The sequence below is a fragment of the Burkholderia sp. BCC1998 genome, assembly GCF_905339875.1.
Classification (GTDB): domain Bacteria; phylum Pseudomonadota; class Gammaproteobacteria; order Burkholderiales; family Burkholderiaceae; genus Burkholderia.
This window is the reverse complement of the sequence record NZ_CAJPHE010000007.1, coordinates 247,976-269,891: the sequence shown is the minus strand read 5'-3', so window position 1 is coordinate 269,891 and position 21,916 is coordinate 247,976. Positions and strand designations below refer to the sequence as shown.

Below are 21,916 nucleotides of genomic sequence, written 5' to 3'. Positions count from 1 at the left end.
CCTCGTCCCGTCACGACCGTCACAACATGCCGGCACACGCGCCCGGCCCCTCCCGTACGACCAGCACCGGCCGGTCCGCGATGCGCACCAGCGATTCGGCGACGCTGCCGACGAACATGCGCCGGAAACCGCGCCGGCCATGCGTGCCCATCACGATCAGGTCCGCGTCGCATTCGGCGGCGGCACGCGCCAGCACGTCCGATACGTTCTCTCCGCGCGCGTCGATCGTGTGCGCGATGCCGCGTACGCCGGACAGCCGGAACGCCGTTTCCGCGTCCGAGACCGCGACCGCGGCCTCGTTCGTGTCCAGCCCGGCCAGGTCGCGCTGGTCGGCCAGCCGCGGCGCATCCGACACCACGCACATGGCGATGACCAGACCGCCCGACTCGCGGGCGAGCGAGATCGCCTCGTCGAGCGCGAGGCGCGCGCCACGGCTGGCGTCGAGCGCCGCAAAGATCCTTTGGTACATGACGCCTCCCAGTTGTCGTCAGGGGTCGACCGGTTCGTGAAGCCAGTCTGATCCTCGCAGGCGACGCTCCGTTGACGCGGGTCAAACACGCGCGGCGCCGCCCCCTTGCGCGTCGGTCCCGATTGGCGAACTTCGGCAAAACGCGCACAATTCAGGGCGATATCGCAGTTGCGGCCTGCCCCGCCTTTCGTGCCCCGCGTCCGGGCCCGCCGCCAGCCAGCCGTCGACGAAATCCGTCAGGATGAACGGCAATGACAGTGAATGCGCCCCCCTTCAAGGCCGGGCCGGGTCCGCACCGGATCCGGCCCGGGCGATATGCCGCCATGGCCGCGGTGCTGACGCTGGCGCTCGGCCTGGTTGCGACATTTGCCGCATCCCGGGTACTGCAGAACGACGCACAACACGCCGCCCACGCAAGGTTCGAGCAATCCGCGACGCGCGCGACGGCCGCGCTCCGCCGCAGTCTTCTCGGCGCCGCTGCCGTATTGCACGGCGCCCGAGGGTTCGCATCGGCACTGCCTGCGCCGCCATCTGGCGCGGCATGGCGCCGCTATCTCACCGGTCTCGATCTGGACGGATTGCAGTCGCCGGTCCACAGCATCGGGAGAATCGAGCCGAGCATCGCGGAGGACGATCAGGCGACCCGGCAGGCGCTGCAGCGCGCGGCGGAAACCGGCGAGGTCGCGCTTGCCGCGAACGCGATCCAGGACGGCACCGGTGCGACGCCCGTCCGGATGGAGCTGACGCTTTACCTGCCGATCTACGCCAATGCCGAGGACGGCACGGCGTCCGGGCCGCGGCACGCAACGGCGACCGGGTACGTTTATGCCGCGCTGAATCCGGATCGTCTCGTCGATCCTTCCCTGCTCGATCCGCTGCGCGTGGAAATCGTGGCCGACAATCCCGCGGCGCCCGCGTATTCCGGCGGTTCCGGCTTCGTCGTCGGCGGCGCCGCCGGCGCCCGCGACGTGCTCACGCGAACCGATACGCTGACGTTCGGCGGCACGCCGCTGTCGCTGCGCTACAGCGCGCCGCGCGCTGCCCCGGCCGGCGCCGCGACGGCCGTCCTGCTGGCCGGCACCGTGCTCTCGCTGACGCTGGCCGCGCTCGTGCGGCAGGTCGTCGCGAAACGCGCGCTGGCCCGCGCCGGCGACAGCCAACTCACCGAGGCGCGGATGATGGGCATCATCCGGTCGTCGATGGAGGCCGTCATCACCGTCGACGAGCGCCAGACGATCGTGATCTTCAACCCGGCCGCCGAACACGTGTTCGGCGTCAGCGCGATGGAGGCGGTCGGTACGCCGCTGTCCCGCTTCATCCCCGAGCGCTTTCGCGCCGCGCATGCGCGACACGTCGAGCAGTTCGGCGTGACGGGTGTGTCGGAGCGCCAGATGGGGCGGCAACGCGTGCTGTTCGGCTTGCGCGCCGACGGCACCGAGTTCCCGATCGAGGCGTCGATCTCGCAGATTCGCGACGGCACCGGCAAGCTGTACACGGTCATGCTGCGCGACGTGACCGAGCGGGTACGCGCGGAAAACGCCCTCGAGCAGTCGCGCGAGGAACTGCGCGAGCTGTCCGCCAACCTGCAGAACGTGCGCGAGGAAGAGAAGACACGGATCGCGCGCGAACTGCACGACGACCTCGGCCAGCAGCTCACCGCACTCAAGATGGATCTGTCGGCCGTCGAGCTGGGGCTCGCGGGCATCGTCGCCCCCGACACCGGCGTGCGCGAGCGGCTGGGCGGCATGCATCGCCTGATCGATTCGATCGTCGCGTCGGTCCGGCGCATCGCGGCCGACCTGCGGCCGGTGATGCTCGACGACCTGGGTCTCGTTCCGGCGATCGAATGGCTTGCAAACGATTTCACGCGCCGCTACCGGATCACGGTCGACCGTGAGCTGCCGCCCGTCGATACCGCGTTCACCAGCGCCGGCGCGACCACGCTGTTCCGCATCGTGCAGGAGGCGCTGACCAACGTCGCGCGGCACTCGGACGCGACGAACGTGAAACTGGCATTGAAAGTGGAAGACGGTTATTGCATGCTGCGCATCGCGGACAACGGTCACGGCGCGCCGGAGCCCGCCCGCAACGGGCAGGACCGCCCGTCGTTCGGCCTGATCGGGATCCGCGAGCGCGCGCACATGCTCGACGGGACGGTGACGATCGACAACCGGCCGGGCGCGGGTTTCACGATCATCGTGGCGTTGCCGCTGCACGCCATCCAGCAAGGAGAAGTGCCTTCATGATCAGGGTACTCATTGCCGACGACCACGCGCTCGTCAGGGACGGCCTGCGGCACATCCTGCAGAGCGCGAGCGGTTTCGAGGTCGTCGGGGAAGCGCAGGACAGCGCGTCGACGATCGCGCTCATGCGCGGCACCGATGCCGACGTGCTGGTGCTCGACCTGTCGATGCCCGGCCGCAACGGCGTCGAACTCATCAAGCAGATCAAGGACGAGAAGCCGGGATTGCATGTCCTCGTGCTGACGATGCATGCCGAGCAGCAGTACGCGGTGCGGGCATTCCGCGCGGGCGCCTCGGGCTACATGACCAAGGAAAGCGCCAGCGCCGAACTGGTCGCCGCATTGACCAAGATCGCGGCCGGCGGCGTCTACGTCAGCCTGACCATGGCCGAGCAGTTCGCGCAGAGCCTGAACGAGCCGACCGATCTCCTGCCGCACCAGCGCCTGTCCGACCGCGAGTTCGACGTGTTCCGGCGCGTCACCACCGGCGAGTCGATTTCCGAAATCGCGCAGGCGCTGTGCGTCAGCGTCAAGACCGTCAGCACGTACAAGACGCGGATCCTCGAGAAGATGCAGATGCCGAACGACACGGCACTCGTACGCTACGCGATGCGCCACAAGCTGTTCGAGGACCCGGACGAGCTCTGACGGCGGCATCGGGCGCGGTCGCCCCCGCCAGGATGCACCGGGCGGCATCGTTGACGGCGGCCGGGCCGGCGCGGGCGGCGCCGCGCCCTTCATCGGCGTCCGGCACCCGCCCGCGACGCTCGCGACAAGTTGCCGCACCCCTGTAGGAAACGTCCTACAAGACTTCCGTCTCACCTACCGCAACTTCAATTCCGGCTGATTTTCTTGACGCCGCGCAACATCCATACTGGCATCAGTAAAAACGAGCAAACGTGCCTCCCGGAGCAACGGCCGCATCATCGTCGAGACCGGCGTATCGGTCTCCCGGCGCGTCCGGGGGGGCTTTTCCGAGAGGAAGGCGGCAGAGACCAAAGCCGCCGGTACAACGGCCAGCACGACCCCGCCCGACGGCGGGCCGCCGCTGTCCCCGAACTGGAGCCGATCATGCAGAGCAGTGCCGAAGCCACGACGACCATGCCGATGCGCCCGTTCATCCCGCTGCATCGCGTCGAAGCGGCGGATCAACCCAAGCGCGCCGCGTCCCGCTGTTCGACGTGCGCATTGCGTACCGTCTGCATGCCGTCCGATCTGTCGCCCGACGATTTCGCGCGCGTCGACGCGATGATCTGCACGACGCGCCACGTCAAGCGCGGTGAAACGCTGTTTCGCGCGGGCGATGCGTTCAACAGCATCTACGCAGTGAGAACCGGGTCGTTCAAGACGATCGTGATGCATCGCGACGGCGACGAGCAGATCACCGGCTTCCAGATCGTCGGCGAGTCGCTCGGGCTCGACGGCGTGTACACCGGGCACCACAACGGCGACGCGATCGCGCTCGAGGACAGCACGGTCTGCATCATCCCGTTCGGCCAGCTCGAGCAGATGTGCCGCGAAGTGCGCCCGATGCAGCACCACGTGTACCAGATGATGGGCGGCGAGATCGTGCGCGAATCCTCGCAGATGCTGCTGCTCGGCACGATGAGCGCCGAACAGCGGGTGGCCGCGTTCCTGCTGAATCTGTCCGCGCGCTTCAAGGCACGCGGCTACTCGGCCGCCGAATTCGTGCTGCGGATGACGCGCGACGAGATCGGCGAATATCTCGGCATGAAGCTCGAAACCGTCAGCCGCATGCTGTCGAAGTTCCAGCACAAGGGGCTCGTCGCGACGCAAGGCAAGCAGATCCGGATCGTCGATTCGGAAGGCCTGCAGCAGATCTGAGCGCGCCGCGGCGCCGTCGAGCAGCTCAACCGCGCATGCCCAGCACGGCGGCGCCCGATACGCGGCCGCCGCGCAGGTCGTCGAGTGCGCGGTTCGCGTCGGTCAGCGCATAGCGCACCGCCTCGACCCGCAGCGGCATCGCGGCCGCGATCCGCATGAATTCGACCGCATCCGCGCGTGTCAGGTTGGCCACCGACGCGATGCGGCGCTCGCCCCACAGCCACGCGTACGGAAAGCCCGGGATGTCGCTCATGTGAATGCCGCCGCACACGACGATCCCGCCCTTGTCGAGCGCGCGCAGCGCGGCCGGCACCAGCGCCCCCACCGGCGCGAAGATCAGCGCGGCATCGAGCGGCTCCGGCGGCGCTTCGTCGCTGCCGCCGGCCCACGCCGCACCCAGCGACAGCGCGAGCTGCTGCGCGGCCGTGTCGCCGGGCTTCGTCAGCGCGAACACCTTGCGTCCTTCGCAATGCGCGACCTGCGCGACGAGATGGGCCGCCGCACCGAAGCCGTAGATGCCGATGCGGCGCGCGTCGCCCGCCATGCGCAGGGTGCGATAACCGATCAGGCCCGCGCACAGGAGCGGCGCGGCTTCCAGATCGGAGTAGCGCTGCGGCAGATGCACGCAATAGCGATGGTCGGCGAGCGCGCACTCGGCGTAGCCGCCGTCGATCGTATAGCCGGTGAATCCGGGGGTGTCGCACAGATTCTCGCGGCCGGACGTGCAATATGCGCAATGCCCGCACGTCGAGCCCAGCCACGGCACGCCGACCCGGTCGCCGACGGCGAAGCCCGTCGCGCCTTCGCCCAGCCTGCGCACCGTCCCGACGATTTCGTGACCCGGAATCAGCGGCAGCTTCGGGTGCGCGAGCTCGCCGTCGACGACGTGCAGATCGGTCCGGCAGACGCCGCATGCGTGGACGTCGATCAGCAGCTGGCCCGCCGCGGGCGACGGCTCCGGCACGCGCGCTTCGCGCAAATGCGGCGTCGTGCCGTCAAACATCATCGCAAGCATGCTCGCCTCCCTGCGCGACCGGTTTCGCGCGCTTCGCCATCCAAGGCTAGTCGCTCCCGCGCGGCGCGGCGAGCATTGTCTTCAATATCGAGCTGCCGCGAGAACAGGCCCCCAATCCGTACATCACGCGAGCGCGCTGCTTCCGGTTCCACCATTTCGCGATCCGCAAGCTGCCCCTGCTCGAGCGCGCGAAAGCCGCCGTCTTCTTCCCCGGCGGCTACGGCACGTTCGACGAGCTGTTCAAAGTGCCGACCCTGCTGCAGACGCGAAAGATCGCGCCGCTGCCGGTCGTCTTCGCCGGCGAGGCGTACTGGCGCCGCGCGGTCGACCTGGCGTTTCTCGCGGCCCCCGCCGTGTAGGAATCCGCCGACGAAACGGGTGCGATTCCTACCTCGACTTCGGGGCCGGCTGATTGAATCGGGGGCGCGCCCCACCGATACTGAAGCCACGGATACCGGTCGACCGGCACGCCGATCGCACAACAACCAGGAGAAGCGTCATGTCACACGCCGACTATCGTTCCGATTCGGGGATGCGGGCCGCCGCATCGGATACGGCCGACGCGGCCAGCACGGCCGCGCTCGACACGCTGGCACTCGTCGCGCTCGCGCGGGACGCCGGCATGCTGGTGACACTCGACGGGCAGATCGGGCGCGAGCGGTACGAAAGCGTGACGGGATCGATCGCCACACTGGCCCGCTTCGCCCAGGCGCTGCAGCTTTCCGCGCTCAAGGTGGGGTGATACGCGGCGTCGTGAAGTTCGCCTGAAAGCGTCATCCGACCGCCCTCCCGGATCCCCGCGAACCGCTCCTGCGCGTGCCGGACTTACTCGACTACCAAGTCGTCGATCACGGCACGCACGCCGCGCGCGGACCACGCGGCACCCCGCACGGCCTTGCGCTCGGAGAACGAGCCGACCTTGCCGGACAGCCGCACGGTGCCGTCGTGCACGTCGATCGCGATGTGCCTCGCCTCGCGCTCCGCATGGCGCATGATCGCGCGCTTGATGTTGCCGCCGATGTCGGCCGAACCGACCGTCCCCTGTACCGCGATGTGGTCGGTCACGCCCGTCACGCTGCGCATCTGCGAGATCGCGCGCACGGCCAGGTGGCTCTGGTACGCCCAGTCGACCTTGCCGGACAACGTGATCCAGCCGCGTTCGACCTGCACCTTGACCGCGTCGTCATGCAGCCCGACCGTCCAGTGCAGCACCGAACGCACCGCTTTCGCGATGTCCTCGTCGGTGCGCACGTCGTCGTCCGGCAGATGCACGGTCATGTCGACGACGAGCGCCTTGACGCCGGCCACGCGGTTCGCCGCGCGCTCGATTGCCAGCTTCTCCGCGTAGCTCGGCGGGTGCCCGGAAAGCGTCACGATCCGGTCGGCCACCTCGACGCCGATGCGGGTCGAATCGATCGCCGGGTCGGACTCCAGTTCGTCCTGGACATCCTCTTTCAACTGCTTGTCGGTTTTCATCGTCTGCTCTCCTGTGAGCCCGCGGCGTGCCTGTTGGCCGCACGCAGCCAGCGTTGCACACGCGCGGCTTTCGATCGCTGATGCAGGTCAACGGATGCCGCACGTCGTAGCGCGGCGAAGCGGCGCGCGGATCGCTCCGCGCGCCGGCTCCTGCCGATGGGCGACGCGTGCCTGCCTCGCCCGCTGCCCGTCGTCCGATCAGCTGATCGTGAGTTTCTTCTGCCCGACCGGCGCCTTCTTCGGCAGCGTCAGCGACAGCACGCCATCCTGATACGTCGCCGTCGCGCTCGCATCGTCGATATCGCCGGACAGCGAGAACGAGCGGCTGATCGCACCGCTGTAGCGCTCGCGCCGGATCACGCGCTCGCCTTCCTTCTGCTCGTTGTTGCGCTCGATCTTCGCGTGGATCGATACGGTATTGCCCGTCACCTGGACGTCGATATCGTCCTTGGCGACGCCGGGCAGTTCCGCATTGACGGTATACGCCTTGTCGTTTTCGGTGACGTCGATCTTCATCGATGCAAGATCGGGCTGGTCTGCCAGCGCCATGCCGCGCAGCGGCCTGAACAGCCCCTGGAACAGGTCGGATACGGGTTCGATCGAAAACGGATCGTAACGCGTCATGTTGCTCATGGTTCGTACTCCTCATATGGTGACATGCGGCCGGTTCGCTCGTCCCGACAGCAGCAGCCGCAATGAAGATCGGAGGGCGCGACACCCCATGTCGCGCATGGGACGATTGATCCTTGGAAGTCCAGCGTACCTACGTGCCCCGGCGCGCGCTTGACGCGCGTCAAGGGCTGCGGCCGGTTACGTACAGAAGCGGAAATAGCCGCTGTGAAGCAGGACCGGCCGGCCGCCGATTTCCTCGAGCAGGCAGCGGGCAGCGCGCTCGATGGCGGGACGATGGCGCGCAAACGCGTCGACGAGATCCTGCTCGCGAGGCGACGCCGCGCGGAAGTGATCTTCCAGCGCGGCCGCAGTGATCGAACAGCGTACGCGCCGGCCTTCCACGAGCGCCGGAAAGCTCAACGCCGGGTCGAATCCGCAATACGTCGGCTGTTCGGAAGGAAACGATATCTGCATGATGATCACCTGCGGAGGTAGGCGCTGGCCGACGGCGACACTAGGCCGCCGCGACCGTCGCGGGCGCGGCATCCTCACCGCGCACGAGCAGGACCGGGCAACTCGATGCGCGCAGGAAACGTTCGGCGACGCTGCCGAGCACCAGCCGCCGGACCCCGCGCCGACCGTGCGTGCCGACCACGGCCAGATCGATCGAACGATCGACGACGTAGCGCTGCAGGCGCGCCGCGACGTCCTGGCCGAAATCGGTCTCGATGAGGTCCGTCTCGCCGTTGACTGCCGCGCGCGAGATCGTCCGGTCGGCGTCTCGCAGGATCGCGGCGCCGTGGTGCCGGATCTCGTCGAGCAAGGCTTCCGGCTCCATCCGGCCGCCGTAGGCGAACAGCGTGGACTTGTCGACGACGAACACGGCGAACAGGCGGGCGCCGCACAGCCTGGCCATCCTGAGACCTTCGTCGAGCGCGCGATGCGCCGAAGGACTACCGTCCGTGGCAACCATGATATTCGTGTACATGCGAACCTCGCTGATGAACGGACGCGCCGGCGGCGTTCGGCTTCGCTTCCATCATCGGCGCTCGCCGCGGGCAGGCGTTGACCAAGGTCAACGGTCGGGAGCCGCCGCGAAACCGGCACGCGTGGCGACTGGCGCTCGTCGGGGCATGCGGGCCGAAGCGGTCGGCGGTCGGCCGTTGGCCGGCGTCCGGCCGACCGGGAGGCGAGGCGCCGCATTGCCGAAGACCGACGGCATCCGCCGCTAGCCCGGCGGGTTCTCGTCCGACCGAAAGCCTTGCTCGATTTCAAGGATCTTCCTGGCGCACGCGTCGTATTGCCATCCCGGGCCGCCGTTGCTGTCATACATGCCCTTGCACATCGCCTTGAGCCGGATCACCGAGCCGCCGCCACCCGATTCCGCGCGCGACGCCCAGAGATAGACTTCTCCGGCCACATACGGTTGCGCCGTCTCGATCCGGTCCGCACTGAATCGCGTGATTCGGGTCGACGAATGATCCTGGACGTAGCGCCGCGTGCGGCTCCACGCACGGTCGCACTCGGACGGCGTCGAACACTGCAGCGAGGTGGCCTGACGCATCTCGAGCAGTCGTATTTCCATCGTCCTGAAGGTCCCGGTTCGCTCCGCACCGGCACATGCGCCCAGCGCGAGCAGCACAGCCATCGCCAACGCCCGTCGTTTCATCGTCAATGCCTCGTCCGGCCGTGAATTCCGCATACGGTCACGCGCCGCTTTGCGCGGGCGCTCGAACCGACTGTATTGCCGCCCCGGGGAATGCGGTTGACCTGCGTCAAGCGTCTGCTCGCGCGTCTGTCGGGCGTCCGGCTTGACCGGCATCAAGTCGCGATACGCCGTGGTCGGCTGCAATAGGGTTCGTCGCGTCGGCAATTCCGGGCCTGCCGGCCGGATCCGGCGACATCGGGCGAACGAGAACGCGCATACTCGTTTCGTATCCAACCCGCCGGGCGCGGCAACGCGTACGCGCGCCCCGTATAACCGATCCGTTCATCATGTCCCGAGCGCCGCATGTCCCGTTCGCGCCGAGCCGCGGAAACGCACGACGAAAGTCGAGACAATTCGATCGCGCGTTGCGCCGGCCAGATACCTATCCCCATCCCGCCGGCCGGATCGAGCGGATCGAAACCCATCTGTCCGTCGTTTATCTGGCCGGGCGCTACGCGTACAAGCGCATCAAGCCGGTGCGCTTCGCCTTCGTGGATCTCGTGCAGCCGGCGCGGCGGCGCCGCTGCGCGCTCGCGGAGTGCACGCTCAACCGGCCGTTCGCCGGCCCGCTGTACCTGGGCGTCTGGCCGCTCGTCACGCATGGCCGGCGGTGCGCGTTCGGTGCACCGGTGCCGACCGGCGGGCGCCGGCAGCGGACGGCGCCGGGCGAGTACGTGGTGCGCATGCGCCGGTTCGACGCGCACGCGATGCTGTCGGTTCGCAGCGCATCGCACGACGACGGTCTCGCGGACGCGGACGCCCTCGCCGATACGCTGGCCCGCCATCATCTGCACGCGTCGCGCCGCGCGCCGCGCGGCCATCCCGGCAGCGCGGCGAGCGTCGCGGCCCAGTGCCGGCCCTTGCTCGACACGCTCGACGTCGCGGTGCCGGACGAAGCCGTGCTGCGCGCCTGGTACGAAGCCGAACTGACCCGCATCGCACCGCGGCTCGCCGATCGGCATGCGCTCGGTTTCGTGCGTGCATGTCACGGCGACCTGCATCTCGACAACATCGTGCGCTGGCGGAACCGGATCCTGATGTTCGACTGCGTCGAATTCGACGACGCGCTGCGCTGGATCGACGTGGCGAGCGATCTCGCGTTCGCGCTGATGGATTTCTCCGCCCACGGACGCGAGGATTGCGCCCACCGCCTCCTTTCCGGCTGGCTGGCGCGTACGGGCGACCATGCTGCACTCGGCGTGCTGCCGTGCTACTTCGTCTACCGTGCGCTGGTGCGCGCGCTGACCGCCCGGCTGCGCGGCGACGCAGGGGCACGCGCCCGCTATCTGCGCATTGCGTCGGCGATGGCCGACGCACGACGCGATGCGCAGCCGGCGTTGCTCCTGTGTCACGGGGTTTCCGGTTCGGGCAAGTCGCTGGCGAGCCGTGCGCTGGCCGAGCGGCTCGGCGCGATCCGCTTGTCCAGCGACGTCGAGCGCAAGCGCCTGGCCGGGGCATCGGCCGGCACCCGCCTGCCCGCCGTTGCCTATTCGGATACGGCGGTCGACGAGATCTACGACCGATTGCTTTCGGAGGCTCGCGTGGTCATCGACAGCGGCTACACGGCGATCGTCGATGCGACGTTCCTGCGCCGGCGCAACCGGGCGGCGTTCATCGCGCTCGCCGCACGGCTCGGCGTGCGCGTCGCGATGCTCGATTTCACCGCGAGCCGGGCAACGCTCGCCGCGCGTGTCGCTGCCCGGGCGGCACGCGGACGCGATGCCTCCGATGCCGATGCCGCCGTGCTGGCCCGGCAGATCGAGCATACCGATCCGCTGACCGAAGCCGAAGCAGCGATCGCGATTCGTTTCGACACCGATTGCGATGCCGCGGCGTATGAAAGCGGCGCGTTCTGGGCGCCGTTGCTCGCCGCGCTGCACGCGTAGGCACGCGTAGGCACGCGGCGCGAATCCCTGCGGGAAGCGGCGCGGCTCGTGCCGGACGCCAGGATGGCGCGATCCGCCCGCACGAAGGCGGCTCGCTCGGCTTTCGAGGTGGTTCGCCCCCAACTTCGCCCGGGGCAGTTTCCCCCCGCTGCGGTTCGTTCACTTGCTGCAAGAAATCGACCGGGTTTCCGTTCGATCGCCCGTCGCACTAATCTGCAACACACTTTCAACCAATCGAACAAGAATCGACGAAAAAATGGGCGAGCAAAATCTCCGGTTCGCCATTAAAATGCACCGCTTGGTTAATTTCTACAGCTAACCAGGCTGCACGATCAGGACCTGCGAAGCCCGCGCATGCATGCCGTGCGGCGCCTTCTCCACGTGTTCGAACGGGGCCACCCACGGCGCCCTCTTCCCGCCTTTCGATGCAGCCCGGCGCAAACGGATAAGAAGACACTCATGTCCAAGCAATCCCCTGCAGAGCCGATTCGTGCTTCCGCCCGCATCGCCCTGACCGCCGCGGGCGCGGTCTCGCTGCTCCTCGGCCTTTATTTCGTCATCGGCGGCGGCATGCTCGTCGCCCGTGGCGGGAGCGCGTACTACCTGCTGGCCGGGCTCGCCCTGTGCGCGACCGGCGTCCAGCTCGCCCGGCGCCGCGCCAGTGCGGTCGCGATCTACCTCGTGATGCTGATCGCCACGGCGCTGTGGGCCGTGTGGGAAGTCGGCTTCGCGTTCTGGCCGCTCAACGCGCGGATCTTCATGTTCTCGATGATCGGCATGCTGCTCGCGCCGGCCTGGCCGCTGCTGCGCCGTGCCGAAGGCAAGGCACCCGCACGCGGCATGGCATGGGGCGTCGCCGCACTCCTGCTCGCCTGCAACGGCGCGTTCGTCTACGGCATGTTCGTGCCGCACGGCACGTTCGGCACCGAGACGCCCGTGCCGGCGGCCGGCAATGCAGGCACCGACGACTGGACGGCCTACGGTCACTCGGACGGCGGCGACCGCTTCACGCGCTACGCGCAGATCGATCGCGACACGGTGAAGCATCTGCAGGTCGCGTGGACGTTCCGCACCGGCGACACGCCGCTCAGCCCGGACGGCGGCGGCTCGGAAGATCAGCAAACCCCGCTGCAGGTCGGCAACACGCTGTTCCTGTGCTCGCCGCACAACACCGTGATCGCCGTCGATGCCGCGACGGGCGCGGAGAAATGGCGCCATGCGTTCCCGACCAAAACGACGGTCTGGGTGCGCTGCCGCGGCCTCGCGTACTTCGATGCGGACAAGCCGCTCGTGCAGCCGACCGTCGCCGGATCGACGCCGGTCCTGCCGGTCGCCGCGTCCGGGGATCCGGCCGTGTGCCGCCGCCGCATTTTCATGAACACGATCGACGCGAAGCTCGTCGCGCTCGATGCGGACACCGGCAAGCTGTGCGACGGCTTCGGCGATCACGGCATCGTCGACCTGAAGGCCGGCCTCGGTAACGCGAAGAGCCCGTTGTACCAGCTCACGTCCCCGCCGACGGTCGCGGGCACGACGGTGGTCACGGGCGGCCGTGTCGCCGACAACGTGTCGCTCGACATGCCCGGCGGCGTGATCCGCGGCTTCGACGTGATGACCGGCAAGATGAAGTGGGCGTTCGATCCAGGCAATCCGGACGATCACGCGCAGCCGGCGCAAGGCAAGACCTTCGTGCGCTCGACGCCGAACGTGTGGGCGCCGATGACCTACGACGCGACGTCGAACACGGTCTACATGCCGGTGGGCAACGCGGCGATCGACCTGTGGGGCGTGAAGCGCACCGCGCTCGACGAGAAATACGGCGCTTCCCTCCTCGCGCTCGACGCCACGACGGGCGCGGAAAAGTGGCACTTCCAGACGGTCCACCACGACCTCTGGGACTACGACGTGCCGATGCAGCCGACGCTGATCGAGTTCCCCGTGGAAGGCGGCAAGCGCGTGCCGGCGCTGATCGTCGGCACCAAGATGGGCCAGCTGTTCGTGCTCGACCGCGTGACCGGCAAGCCGCTGACTCAGGTCGTCGAACATCCGGTCAAGACCGCGTCGATTCCGAACGAGCCGTATTCGAAGACCCAGCCGCTGTCCGTCGGCATGCCGCAGATCGGCGCCGACGTGCTCAAGGATTCGGACATGTGGGGCGTCACGCCGATCGACCAGCTGATGTGCCGCGTGATCTTCCGCGGCATGCGCTACGACGGCCTCTTCACCGCGCCGGACACCGATCGCTCGCTCAGCTTCCCGGGTTCGCTCGGCGGCATGAACTGGGGCGGCCTGTCGTACGATCCGAACGCGGACATGATCTACGTGAACGACATGCGCCTGGGCCTCTGGGTCCATCTGGAGCAGGAGAAGAACCGCGGCGGCGCCTCCGACGGCAACGAATCGGTGAACGCGGGCATGGGTGCCGTGCCGCTCGGCGGCACGCCGTACTCGGTGCTGAAGGACCGCTTCCTCTCGCCGATCGGCATCCCGTGCCAGAAGCCGCCGTTCGGCAGCCTCACCGCGGTCGACCTGAAAACCCGCCGCATCGCATGGCAAGTCCCGCTCGGCAGCGTGAAGGACACGCGCCTTCACGGCGTGCAGATGAACATGCCGTCACCGATCGGCATGCCCACCATCGGCGGCTCGCTGACGACCGGCGGCGGTCTCGTGTTCTTCGCCGCAACGCAGGACTACTACCTGCGCGCGTTCGACAGCTCGACGGGCAAGGAACTGTGGAAGGCACGGCTGCCGGTCGGGAGCCAGGGCACGCCGATGAGCTATACAATCGGCGGCAAGCAGTACATCGTCATCTCGGCAGGCGGCGCGCGCCAGTCGCCCGATCGGGGCGACTACGTGGTGGCTTACGCCCTGCCCGACAGCAAGTAAGCGCCGGAATCGACCGGATCGCGTGCGGGATGGTGCGGCGAGGGTTGCCGCACCGTCCCGCATTCAGCGCGTCACCTCACTGTCTTGACTGCATGCTACCGTTGTCCATGAATCGTTCCTTTCCCGCTTCCCGCACCCGAAATCACGACCTCACGCCGGGACGCCGCCGATCGCGCCGGCCGGCGGCCGTCACACGTTTCGCACTGCGCATCGGTGCGGCCGCAACGGCCATTGCCGCACACGCGTCGGCGGCCCATGCGCAAAGCGGCGTGACGCTGTACGGCACGATCGACACGAGCATCGAGATCACGAATCCCGGTGCGGGTTACGTCGCCCGGATGGATTCCGGCGCGTATCGCGGCTCGCGCATCGGCGTGCGCGGCGCGGAGGATATCGGCAACGGCGTGAAGATCCTGTTCGATCTCGAGAACGGCTTCGGCTCGGCGGACGGCACCCTGGCCGCCGCCAACACGTTGTTCAACCGCCAGGCCTGGATCGGCGTGAGCTCACGCTACGGCACGGTGCGGGTCGGCCGTCAGTATTCGCCGATCTACATCCCGTTCAAGGGGCAGCTCGATGCGTTCGGGGCCGGCACGATCGCGTCGGGGCTGAACAATCTGTCGAAAATCACGCCGTACGAAAGCAATGCGATCACGTACCTGTCCCCCGAGGTGCACGGCTTTTCGACCACGATCATGGCGTCGTTGCGCGACGCGAAGGACGGCGACGGCAACGGGCTGGCAGGCCACATCGAGACGTTCGCCTGGCATGACGGCCCGCTGCGCATTTCGTACGCACACCAGCAAACCCACGGCAGCGGCGCACTGCGCGCCAACCTCGGCGGCGTGTCCTATGCGTTCGGCCCGGTGACGGCTTTCCTGTCGTACTTCAATGGCGACGGCGGAACGCCGCGATATCACAGCGACGGCGTGTCGGCTTCCGCACGCTACGCGGTGAACGCGCGTTTTCGCGCGTCGCTGGGTTATACGTGGCTGCGCGACCGGTCGGGCCGCGACAACGATGCCGACCAGTTCAGCGCGGCGTGTGAATACGATGTGTCGAAGCGGGTGCTGGTCTATGCGAGTGCCGCGTGGCTTCACAACCGCGGCCAGGCCACCTACACGCTGAGAGGTGTGAACGTGACCGGCCTCACGCCTTCGTGGCCGGGTGCGTCGGGGCGCGGTATCCAGTTCGGCGTGATCGATCGCTTCTAGACGAAGCGCACGTCCGCGGCCGATGTCGCGATCGACGCGACGCGCCCCTTTCACTAAAAGAATTTCGCAAGCCACCCCGGCGCCGCCGCGCGATCGAACACCACGTGCAGCTCCGGGCTGAACGAGCCGAATTCAAGCCCGTGCCGCGTCGCCAGCAGCGTCAGCGCCTGGCTCGTATAAAACGAAATATGCCCGTTGCGCGGCACGCAGTACCACCATTGCTCGATCCCGCGCGCGAGGATCTCCGGCGTGATCAGGGACGTCTGGAACAGCAGTGCGCCGGCAGGCGCCCGGTAGCGGATGATGTCGGCGAACAGGCTTCGCGGATCCGGATGATGCTCGAAGACCTCGAACGACAGGATCGAATCGAACTGCCCCTGCGGCGCGACGGGATGGCTGAACGGATCATACGAAGTCACATCCGCGAAGCCGCGCGCGGACAACTTCTTTTCCAGCAGCCCGAGCCCCGAGCCGAAATCGAGAATGCGGGTCTCGCGCATCGACGGAAAGCTCGTGCAGATCAGGTCGGCGTGCTGCTGCGGACGATGCTCGAGATACTCCGGATCGTGGCGCGCGTAGTCGTCGTTGTACACGTGACGCGCAAAATCGTCGTGCGTCCAGCGGTCGAAGGCCGACGTACACGTGAATCCGCATTGCCGGCACGCGTAGTAGTAGATCGGCACGCCCACGAACGGATCGACCTTTTTCCCGGCGATCATGTCGGCGCCGCAGCGCGAAAAATCGACCACGCCGCAGATGTCCGCGTCGGCACCGCACACCTTGCAGGCGATCGTCGCCGGATGGTTGGCCGGAATGTCAATCATGTTGCAGTCCCCTGGTTGGCTTCAGGCGTACGCGCCACCCGCTCGGTCACGTCGCCCCGGCGCCCCGGCGCCGTCTGCCGGAACGGCGTGGCCGACGGCTACCGCGGCGAATCGTCCCGATCCGCGCACGATACCCGGTTTCCGGCGAACATTTGTTAAATAGCTTGAATAGCCGACAACCGGTCGACAATTTGCCTTAACATCCGGCCACACGATCGACCACGGGCTTCAGCAAGGACCGCGGTCACCATTTTCAACGGCGCGAAAACGGGCGCGGCTTTCATTCGAACGGACGGACCGACCATGTTCCAATCACCAGGAGACTCCTTCGTCGGCGGCTCGCTGCTCGGCCTGTGCGTCGAGGTGCCGCTCGCCGTGCTCGTTTCGCTGATGATGCATGGCGTCGACTGGACCGGGCCGCGCATCGCGATGCTCGTCGCGACGCCGGTACTGATCGCGTGCACCGTGCTGCTGACCCGCCCGGTGGCATTCAGCACCGTATGGAAGCACAAGCGCTCGCCGTTCGAGCTGGACGACAATGTGCGCGCGTCGATCTACGGCCGGCTGACCGGCATCGCGCTCGGCCTGGTGTTCGGCATCATGGTCGCGACGACGTTCGCCTGATTCGATCCGCGCGACAGTCACCTACCGGCGTTTGAAGCGCCGGTCGCGCATCACGCCGACGCCACCAGCGCGTTGAACGACGTATCCCAGAACGGCGCGACGTTGGCCGGCCCATCCAGCACGCCGATTCGCGCGAATACGTCCGCGACTCGTTGATGCTGCGCGATCACGTCGGGCGTGACGGGCAGCAGTGCGTAGTCGTCGCTGCGCTGCGCGAACATTGCCTCGAGATCGGCAACCGGCACGCGCGTCTCGCCGTTCTGCACGCGCGCATAGGCGCCGAAATGCCCGTTCGCCCACGCGTACGCGCGCTGGAACCGCAGCAGCAGATCGCCGGTCGCCGCGCGCCGGCGCGGGTCGTCCAGCGTGCGCGGGTTCGCATAGATCGGGAAATTGCCGGACAGATAGCCCTTGCCCGTCTTCAGCACGCGCGCCCCGTAACGATTGCGCGCGAGCTGGCCGTTGTAGCCGTAGATCGCCCACGCGTCGAGGTCGCCGCGGTCGTACGCGGACAACCCGTCGGCCGGCGACAGGTTGATCGGATGGATGTCGTCGAAACCGAGGCCGGCCTCCGCAAGCTGCCGGTACAGGAAATAGTGCGACGTCGTCGCGCGCACATACCCGACGCGCTTGCCCTTCAGGTCCGCGATGCCGAGGATCGGCGTGTCCTTGCGCGCGAGCGTGACCTGGTTGTTCAGATCCTCCCGCGTACGCGAGATGAACCGGACGCTGGCCTTCTGGCGTGCGGCGAACACCGCGGGAATCTCGCTGCCCGAGCCGATGTCGAGCGCATCCGCGTTCAGCGCCTCGATGTGCAGCACGCCGTTGTTGAGTTCGCGCCACTCGATCCGGTACGGCGTGTCGCTCAGGCCGGCCGCCTGCAGCAGCGCGCGCCAGCCGCCCTTGTAGGTCGCGACGCGCAGCGTGGTGCCGGCAAGATCGGCGTTGACGGTCGGCGCGGCGAACGCGACCCGCGCGACCACGGGGCCCGCCGCGATCGCGGCGCCGGCGAGCAGCAGGCGGCGGCGTGCCGCCGAAGTTGACGCCATCGGATACTCCTGTCGATTGAACGGTAAAGGGAAAAAGGAAGCCGCCGTGCGCGACGGCCGACGTGCGTCAATGCAGCGAAGGAAAACCGTGGCGCTCGGCGAGCAGATCGAGGATGCGGCGCGGGTCGGTGACGAAGCGCGTCGTGCCGAGCGCTTGCGCATCGTCCGGCGCCGGTTGCGCGCTACCGAGCACGAGCACCGGCAGGCCCTGATGCGCGTCGTCGAGCACGTCGATCACCGCGTGCCGCGGCCGTTCGAAACCGACCCGGCGCACGTCGAGGCGGCCGGCCCGCTCGGGCGCGCTCGCAAGCAGGCCTTCGATCGCCAGTCCGTGAGGACAGACGAAGTGTCGGCCCGGATACTTCGGATCGGCAAAGCCCGGCTCCAGCAGAAACAACACATCCCGACTCATTTCACACGGCTCCCATATTCGTGGTTCAACCGGGCTGCACGCTGCGTGCGCTGCGCCCGGCGCTGGCCGGCTCGCGGCCGGATGCCCGACTCTACTGCCTTGCATCGCGCGGCCCTACCAACGTTTTGCGGAATCGATATGCAGGTGTGCCTACCGCATCGGCCGCGCGTCTCACAGAGCCGCGTTGCATAAAAACATCGTGATCCGAACGGATCTCGTCGCGATATCCAACGATTTCATCGATCGATATGCGCACGACCGCGCATGGCCGTCGCGCGATGTTCGCCATCCATGCCGATACGTCCGCTGCAGCACGCGCGCCGGACGCGATCGCGGCGCACGCGTCGAATGTGCAGCGGCACGCATTGCAATTCGCTCGCGCAGCGAATTGCAAACCACGGATCGAACGTTCGTCGACCGGACCGACGTCAATAGCATCGTGATCCTCGCAGACGTACCCATAAAAACAGAGGTTATTCATGATCAAGAAATCGGTAGTCCTGGCTTTGGTTTCGATCGGTTCCATCGGCGCGCATGCGCAGAGTTCCGTCACGCTGTACGGCGTCGTCGACGCCGGCTTTGCCTATACGAACAGCCAGGGCGGCGCGAGCAACATCCAGCAGACGAGCGGCAAGCTGAGCGGCAGCCGCTGGGGCCTGAAAGGCAACGAGGATCTCGGCGGCGGCCTGGCGGCCGTGTTCACGCTCGAAAGCGGCTTCCGGCCGAGCGACGGCGGGCTCGGCCAGGGCGGCCGCCTGTTCGGCCGCTCCGCGTACGTGGGCCTGAGCAAGGCCGACCTCGGCACGCTGACGTTCGGCCGCCAGTACGAGCCGATCACCGATCTCGTCGCGCAGTACGCGGGGTCCGGTTTCTGGTCGCCGGCCACCCATGTCGGCGACAACGACAACCTGAACCAGAGCTTCCGGATCAACAACGCGGTGAAGTTCCGCAGCGCGACGATCGCCGGTTTCACCGCCGACGCGCTGTACGCGTTCAGCAACCAGGCGAACGGCGGCGCGGGCACCGGCTTCTCGAACAACAACGCATGGGGCGTGTCGGCGAACTACGTGAACGGCCCGCTGTCGGCGGGCGCCGGCTATGTGCGGCTCAACCACCCGAACGCGACGTCGAACACGAGCGGCGCGGTGGGCGGCGCGACCACGACGACCGGCAACGACTACAGCGGCGCGTTCTTCTACGGGCTGAACGGCGGCGTGCGCAAGCAGCAGATCGGCGTCGCGGGCGCGAACTACGCGCTCGGCCGCGCGACGCTCGGCTTCGCGTGGAGCCACACGCAGCTCGACTATGTCGACGGCTCGTCGCGCAAGTTCAACAACTACGACGTGAACGGGCGCTACCAGATCACGCCGGCGGCGACGCTGATCGGCGTCTACACGTTCACCGACGGACGCGCGAGCGGCTTGCCGGGCACCGGCGGCCAGACGCTGAAGCCGCGCTGGCACCAGTTCACGCTCGGGTTCGACTATGCGTTGTCGAAGCGCACCGACATTTACCTGTCCGGCATCTACCAGCTGGCCGCGGGCGATGCGAGCACCGCGACGTCCGGTGGCTATCGCCGGATCGCGGCGATCTCGAACATCGGCAGCGCATCGTCGACGAATCGGCAACTCGCGTTCGTCAGCGGGCTGCGCGTGAAGTTCTGAGCGTTCGCGCAGCCGGCGCGGCGCGATAAGCAAAGCGGGAATCGTTGTTTGCCGCGTCGCGCCCGGTTGCCGAGAATGTCCGTTTTTCCGGATGCTGCCGCGCCCGCGCGCGGCACGGCTTCTCTCATGACCGACTCTCCTTCCCGCCCGCGCCGCACCGGCCGACGCGCGGCGCTGCGCCAGCTCGCCGGCGGCTGGGCCGCCGCGATGCTGCCGGCCGGCGGCGCGCTCGCGGGCCAGCCGCTCGCCCCGCTCGCACCGCTGGACGTGCCGCCGTGGACGCGTACGCCGGGCGCGCCGCTGCTGTCGCCACCGTATGGCCTGCCGGGCGCGCACGAACGCGACGTCATCCGTCGCAGCGCGCGCACGCCGGCGCTGCCCGGCTCCGGCTCGTCGATGACGCCGCTCGCCGACCTGTTCGGCGACATCACGCCGAACGGCCTCGTCTACGAGCGCCATCACGCGGGCGTGCCCGATATCGATGCGCAACGCCACCGCGTCGTCGTGCACGGCCTCGTGCGCGAGCCGCGCAGCTTCACGCTCGATGACCTGCTGCGCTTTCCGTCCGAATCGCGGATCCACTTCCTCGAATGCTCGGGCAATACCGGCAGCGAATGGAACGGCCCGAGCGGCCTGCCCGTCCAGTTCACGCACGGGCTGCTGTCGTGCTGCGAATGGACGGGCGTGCGGCTGTCGACGCTGCTCGACGAAACGGGCGTCGATCCGGCCGCGCAGTGGCTGCTCGCCGAAGGCGCGGACGGCGCGGCGATGACGCGCAGCCTGCCGCTCGACCGGATTCTCGAACGCGCGCTCGTCGTCTATGCGCAGAACGGCGAGCGGCTGCGCCCCGAGAACGGCTACCCGGTGCGGCTGATCGTGCCGGGCTTCGAAGGCAACACGAACATCAAGTGGCTGCGGCGGCTGAAGCTCGTGCGCGCGCCGGAGATGACGCGCGAGGAAACGTCGAAGTACACGAGCCTGCTGCCGAACGGCTGCGCCCGCCAGTTCGTGTTCGAGATGGACGCGAAATCGGTGATCACGCGCCCGTCGGCCGGCCACCGGCTCGCATCGCACGGCTACTACCCGATCAGCGGCTATGCGTGGTCGGGGCGCGGCCGGGTGCGCGCGGTCGACGTCTCGACCGACGGCGGCCGCACCTGGCGCGCCGCGCGGCTCGCGGGCGACGTGCGCGATCGCGCGCTGACGCGCTTCGAAGTCGACTGGGTCTGGAACGGCGAGCCCGCCGACCTGCAAAGCCGCGCGACCGACGAAACGGGCTACGTGCAGCCGACCCGCGACGCGCTCGTCGCCGCGCGCGGCGTCAATTCCCAATACCACTACAACGGCATCCAGAACTGGCGCGTCGGCGCGGACGGGGAGGTGCGCAATGCGTAACACGATCGTGCGTCGGCTCGCGTCGTGCGCGGTCGTGTCGGGCGCGCTCGCGTTGTCTGCGCTACCCGCGTTCGGTGCCGGCTTCGGCCTCGGTCAGCCGGTCGACCGCGCGGCGCTCGCCGCATGGGACATCGACGTCGCGCCCGACGGCAGCGGCCTGCCGCCCGGCGCGGGCACGGTCGCGCGCGGCGCGCACGTGTTCGCCGACAAGTGCGCGATGTGCCACGGCGCCGGCGGCCAGGGCGGCGTCGGCGATCCGCTCGTCGGCGGCCTCGGCTCGCTGGCCGGCGCGAAGCCGAAAAAGACGGTCGGCAGCTACTGGCCGTATGCGACGACGCTGTTCGACTACATCCGCCGCGCGATGCCGTACAACGCGCCGCAGTCGCTGAGCGCGGACGAAGTCTATGCGGTCACGGCCTACGTGCTGCACCTGAACGGCATCGTGCCGGACGACACGACACTCGACGCGCGCACGCTGCCGCGCGTCAGGATGCCGAACCGCGACGGCTTCGTGCCCGACCCGCGACCGGGACGACTGTGACGCGACGCGATCCACCGGCCGGCACGACGCAGAACGGCCCGGCAAGACTGCCGG

General features: G+C 68.2%; 22 protein-coding genes and 1 pseudogene. 12 read left to right on the top strand and 11 right to left on the bottom strand.

Annotated features, from left to right (window positions below):
• Positions 1 to 19: 19 nt before the first annotated feature.
• The gene (locus U5A56_RS15575; RefSeq protein ID WP_044846531.1) at positions 20 to 469 is read right to left on the bottom strand and encodes a universal stress protein; all 450 of its coding nucleotides are present in this window, start codon (positions 467 to 469) and stop codon (positions 20 to 22) included.
• Between the two features lie 251 nt (positions 470 to 720).
• Here U5A56_RS15575 and U5A56_RS15570 point away from each other — a divergent pair, with 251 nt between their 5' ends.
• From U5A56_RS15570 to fnr, 3 genes are all read left to right on the top strand, one after another.
• Positions 721 to 2,715 carry a PAS domain S-box protein gene (locus U5A56_RS15570; RefSeq protein ID WP_321923223.1) on the top strand — a complete coding sequence of 665 codons (1,995 nt, stop codon included), beginning with the start codon at positions 721 to 723 and terminating at the stop codon, positions 2,713 to 2,715.
• Positions 2,712 to 3,359, top strand: coding sequence for a response regulator transcription factor (locus U5A56_RS15565; protein WP_044846529.1), 648 nt, complete (start codon positions 2,712 to 2,714; stop codon positions 3,357 to 3,359). Before U5A56_RS15570 ends, U5A56_RS15565 begins: the two co-directional genes overlap by 4 nt.
• 423 nt (positions 3,360 to 3,782) lie before the next feature.
• Positions 3,783 to 4,556: a fumarate/nitrate reduction transcriptional regulator Fnr gene (fnr, locus tag U5A56_RS15560; protein ID WP_321923222.1), complete on the top strand. Its 774-nt coding sequence runs from the start codon at positions 3,783 to 3,785 to the stop codon at positions 4,554 to 4,556.
• A 25-nt stretch (positions 4,557 to 4,581) separates the two neighbouring features.
• Here fnr and U5A56_RS15555 read toward each other — a convergent pair whose 3' ends face one another.
• On the bottom strand, positions 4,582 to 5,571 hold the full coding sequence (locus U5A56_RS15555; RefSeq protein WP_044846527.1) for a zinc-dependent alcohol dehydrogenase family protein: 990 nt from the start codon (positions 5,569 to 5,571) through the stop codon (positions 4,582 to 4,584).
• 59 nt (positions 5,572 to 5,630) lie between these two features.
• Between U5A56_RS15555 and U5A56_RS15550 the strand changes: the two are divergent.
• Positions 5,631 to 5,915, top strand: a pseudogene (locus tag U5A56_RS15550) (LOG family protein); the annotation flags it as partial.
• 155 nt (positions 5,916 to 6,070) lie between these two features.
• Complete coding sequence (locus U5A56_RS15545; RefSeq protein ID WP_321923221.1) at positions 6,071 to 6,313, top strand: hypothetical protein; 243 nt, start codon at positions 6,071 to 6,073, stop codon at positions 6,311 to 6,313.
• A gap of 83 nt (positions 6,314 to 6,396) precedes the next feature.
• Here the strand turns inward: U5A56_RS15545 and U5A56_RS15540 are convergent, their stop codons facing one another.
• The 5 genes from U5A56_RS15540 to U5A56_RS15520 all read right to left on the bottom strand — a co-directional run bounded on the left by U5A56_RS15540 (position 6,397) and on the right by U5A56_RS15520 (position 9,511).
• Entirely contained in the window at positions 6,397 to 7,047 is a 651-nt protein-coding gene (locus tag U5A56_RS15540) for a BON domain-containing protein (protein ID WP_044846525.1), read from the bottom strand.
• A 198-nt stretch (positions 7,048 to 7,245) separates the two neighbouring features.
• Positions 7,246 to 7,680, bottom strand: coding sequence for an Hsp20/alpha crystallin family protein (locus tag U5A56_RS15535; RefSeq protein WP_044846524.1), 435 nt, complete (start codon positions 7,678 to 7,680; stop codon positions 7,246 to 7,248).
• Between the two features lie 177 nt (positions 7,681 to 7,857).
• Positions 7,858 to 8,133, bottom strand: a complete 276-nt coding sequence (locus U5A56_RS15530) for a DUF1488 domain-containing protein (protein WP_044846571.1) — start codon at positions 8,131 to 8,133, stop codon at positions 7,858 to 7,860.
• Between the two features lie 40 nt (positions 8,134 to 8,173).
• Positions 8,174 to 8,647, bottom strand: coding sequence for a universal stress protein (locus U5A56_RS15525; protein WP_321923219.1), 474 nt, complete (start codon positions 8,645 to 8,647; stop codon positions 8,174 to 8,176).
• A gap of 240 nt (positions 8,648 to 8,887) precedes the next feature.
• Positions 8,888 to 9,511, bottom strand: coding sequence for a hypothetical protein (locus U5A56_RS15520; protein WP_321923217.1), 624 nt, complete (start codon positions 9,509 to 9,511; stop codon positions 8,888 to 8,890).
• Between the two features lie 143 nt (positions 9,512 to 9,654).
• On the opposite strand from U5A56_RS15520, the gene U5A56_RS15515 reads away from it, so the two are divergent.
• From U5A56_RS15515 to U5A56_RS15505, 3 genes are all read left to right on the top strand, one after another.
• Complete coding sequence (locus tag U5A56_RS15515; protein WP_415749143.1) at positions 9,655 to 11,253, top strand: AAA family ATPase; 1,599 nt, start codon at positions 9,655 to 9,657, stop codon at positions 11,251 to 11,253.
• 459 nt (positions 11,254 to 11,712) lie between these two features.
• On the top strand, positions 11,713 to 14,139 hold the full coding sequence (locus U5A56_RS15510; RefSeq protein ID WP_321923213.1) for a membrane-bound PQQ-dependent dehydrogenase, glucose/quinate/shikimate family: 2,427 nt from the start codon (positions 11,713 to 11,715) through the stop codon (positions 14,137 to 14,139).
• Between the two features lie 107 nt (positions 14,140 to 14,246).
• Positions 14,247 to 15,353: a porin gene (locus U5A56_RS15505; RefSeq protein WP_321923211.1), complete on the top strand. Its 1,107-nt coding sequence runs from the start codon at positions 14,247 to 14,249 to the stop codon at positions 15,351 to 15,353.
• Positions 15,354 to 15,406: 53 nt separating this feature from the next.
• Here U5A56_RS15505 and U5A56_RS15500 read toward each other — a convergent pair whose 3' ends face one another.
• Positions 15,407 to 16,177 (bottom strand): class I SAM-dependent methyltransferase, encoded by a 771-nt coding sequence (locus U5A56_RS15500; protein WP_321923209.1) that lies wholly within the window; start codon positions 16,175 to 16,177, stop codon positions 15,407 to 15,409.
• 303 nt (positions 16,178 to 16,480) lie between these two features.
• On the opposite strand from U5A56_RS15500, the gene U5A56_RS15495 reads away from it, so the two are divergent.
• Positions 16,481 to 16,801, top strand: a complete 321-nt coding sequence (locus U5A56_RS15495; RefSeq protein WP_044846518.1) for a hypothetical protein — start codon at positions 16,481 to 16,483, stop codon at positions 16,799 to 16,801.
• Between the two features lie 50 nt (positions 16,802 to 16,851).
• Here the strand turns inward: U5A56_RS15495 and U5A56_RS15490 are convergent, their stop codons facing one another.
• The 3 genes from U5A56_RS15490 to U5A56_RS15480 all read right to left on the bottom strand — a co-directional run bounded on the left by U5A56_RS15490 (position 16,852) and on the right by U5A56_RS15480 (position 18,743).
• Entirely contained in the window at positions 16,852 to 17,850 is a 999-nt protein-coding gene (locus tag U5A56_RS15490) for an ABC transporter substrate-binding protein (protein ID WP_321923207.1), read from the bottom strand.
• Between the two features lie 67 nt (positions 17,851 to 17,917).
• The gene (locus tag U5A56_RS15485; protein ID WP_044846516.1) at positions 17,918 to 18,262 is read right to left on the bottom strand and encodes a DUF3088 domain-containing protein; all 345 of its coding nucleotides are present in this window, start codon (positions 18,260 to 18,262) and stop codon (positions 17,918 to 17,920) included.
• Between the two features lie 91 nt (positions 18,263 to 18,353).
• Positions 18,354 to 18,743, bottom strand: a complete 390-nt coding sequence (locus U5A56_RS15480) for a hypothetical protein (RefSeq protein WP_321923206.1) — start codon at positions 18,741 to 18,743, stop codon at positions 18,354 to 18,356.
• Between U5A56_RS15480 and U5A56_RS15475 the strand changes: the two genes are divergently transcribed.
• From U5A56_RS15475 to U5A56_RS15465, 3 genes are all read left to right on the top strand, one after another.
• On the top strand, positions 18,742 to 19,926 hold the full coding sequence (locus U5A56_RS15475) for a porin (protein WP_321923205.1): 1,185 nt from the start codon (positions 18,742 to 18,744) through the stop codon (positions 19,924 to 19,926). The genes U5A56_RS15480 and U5A56_RS15475 overlap by 2 nt on opposite strands.
• Before the next feature lie 126 nt (positions 19,927 to 20,052).
• Positions 20,053 to 21,321 (top strand): sulfite dehydrogenase, encoded by a 1,269-nt coding sequence (soxC, locus tag U5A56_RS15470; RefSeq protein ID WP_321923203.1) that lies wholly within the window; start codon positions 20,053 to 20,055, stop codon positions 21,319 to 21,321.
• The gene (locus U5A56_RS15465; RefSeq protein ID WP_321923201.1) at positions 21,314 to 21,862 is read left to right on the top strand and encodes a cytochrome c; all 549 of its coding nucleotides are present in this window, start codon (positions 21,314 to 21,316) and stop codon (positions 21,860 to 21,862) included. The genes soxC and U5A56_RS15465 overlap by 8 nt, the downstream gene beginning before the upstream one ends.
• Positions 21,863 to 21,916: the final 54 nt, after the last annotated feature.

What these genes read in the sequence shown, in the direction of transcription:
- U5A56_RS15490 (WP_321923207.1), bottom strand. Translation starts at nt 17,850, where the DNA reads ATGGCGTCAACTTCGGCGGCACGCCGCCGCCTGCTGCTCGCCGGCGCC.
- U5A56_RS15540 (WP_044846525.1), bottom strand. Translation starts at nt 7,047, where the DNA reads ATGAAAACCGACAAGCAGTTGAAAGAGGATGTCCAGGACGAACTGGAG.
- U5A56_RS15555 (WP_044846527.1), bottom strand. Translation starts at nt 5,571, where the DNA reads ATGCTTGCGATGATGTTTGACGGCACGACGCCGCATTTGCGCGAAGCG.
- U5A56_RS15510 (WP_321923213.1), top strand. Translation starts at nt 11,713, where the DNA reads ATGTCCAAGCAATCCCCTGCAGAGCCGATTCGTGCTTCCGCCCGCATC.
- U5A56_RS15575 (WP_044846531.1), bottom strand. Translation starts at nt 469, where the DNA reads ATGTACCAAAGGATCTTTGCGGCGCTCGACGCCAGCCGTGGCGCGCGC.
- U5A56_RS15535 (WP_044846524.1), bottom strand. Translation starts at nt 7,680, where the DNA reads ATGAGCAACATGACGCGTTACGATCCGTTTTCGATCGAACCCGTATCC.
- U5A56_RS15505 (WP_321923211.1), top strand. Translation starts at nt 14,247, where the DNA reads ATGAATCGTTCCTTTCCCGCTTCCCGCACCCGAAATCACGACCTCACG.
- U5A56_RS15485 (WP_044846516.1), bottom strand. Translation starts at nt 18,262, where the DNA reads ATGAGTCGGGATGTGTTGTTTCTGCTGGAGCCGGGCTTTGCCGATCCG.
- soxC (WP_321923203.1), top strand. Translation starts at nt 20,053, where the DNA reads ATGACCGACTCTCCTTCCCGCCCGCGCCGCACCGGCCGACGCGCGGCG.
- U5A56_RS15500 (WP_321923209.1), bottom strand. Translation starts at nt 16,177, where the DNA reads ATGATTGACATTCCGGCCAACCATCCGGCGACGATCGCCTGCAAGGTG.
- U5A56_RS15570 (WP_321923223.1), top strand. Translation starts at nt 721, where the DNA reads ATGACAGTGAATGCGCCCCCCTTCAAGGCCGGGCCGGGTCCGCACCGG.
- U5A56_RS15465 (WP_321923201.1), top strand. Translation starts at nt 21,314, where the DNA reads ATGCGTAACACGATCGTGCGTCGGCTCGCGTCGTGCGCGGTCGTGTCG.
- U5A56_RS15475 (WP_321923205.1), top strand. Translation starts at nt 18,742, where the DNA reads ATGATCAAGAAATCGGTAGTCCTGGCTTTGGTTTCGATCGGTTCCATC.
- U5A56_RS15545 (WP_321923221.1), top strand. Translation starts at nt 6,071, where the DNA reads ATGTCACACGCCGACTATCGTTCCGATTCGGGGATGCGGGCCGCCGCA.
- U5A56_RS15530 (WP_044846571.1), bottom strand. Translation starts at nt 8,133, where the DNA reads ATGCAGATATCGTTTCCTTCCGAACAGCCGACGTATTGCGGATTCGAC.
- U5A56_RS15480 (WP_321923206.1), bottom strand. Translation starts at nt 18,743, where the DNA reads ATGAATAACCTCTGTTTTTATGGGTACGTCTGCGAGGATCACGATGCT.
- fnr (WP_321923222.1), top strand. Translation starts at nt 3,783, where the DNA reads ATGCAGAGCAGTGCCGAAGCCACGACGACCATGCCGATGCGCCCGTTC.
- U5A56_RS15495 (WP_044846518.1), top strand. Translation starts at nt 16,481, where the DNA reads ATGTTCCAATCACCAGGAGACTCCTTCGTCGGCGGCTCGCTGCTCGGC.
- U5A56_RS15525 (WP_321923219.1), bottom strand. Translation starts at nt 8,647, where the DNA reads ATGTACACGAATATCATGGTTGCCACGGACGGTAGTCCTTCGGCGCAT.
- U5A56_RS15565 (WP_044846529.1), top strand. Translation starts at nt 2,712, where the DNA reads ATGATCAGGGTACTCATTGCCGACGACCACGCGCTCGTCAGGGACGGC.
- U5A56_RS15515 (WP_415749143.1), top strand. Translation starts at nt 9,655, where the DNA reads ATGTCCCGAGCGCCGCATGTCCCGTTCGCGCCGAGCCGCGGAAACGCA.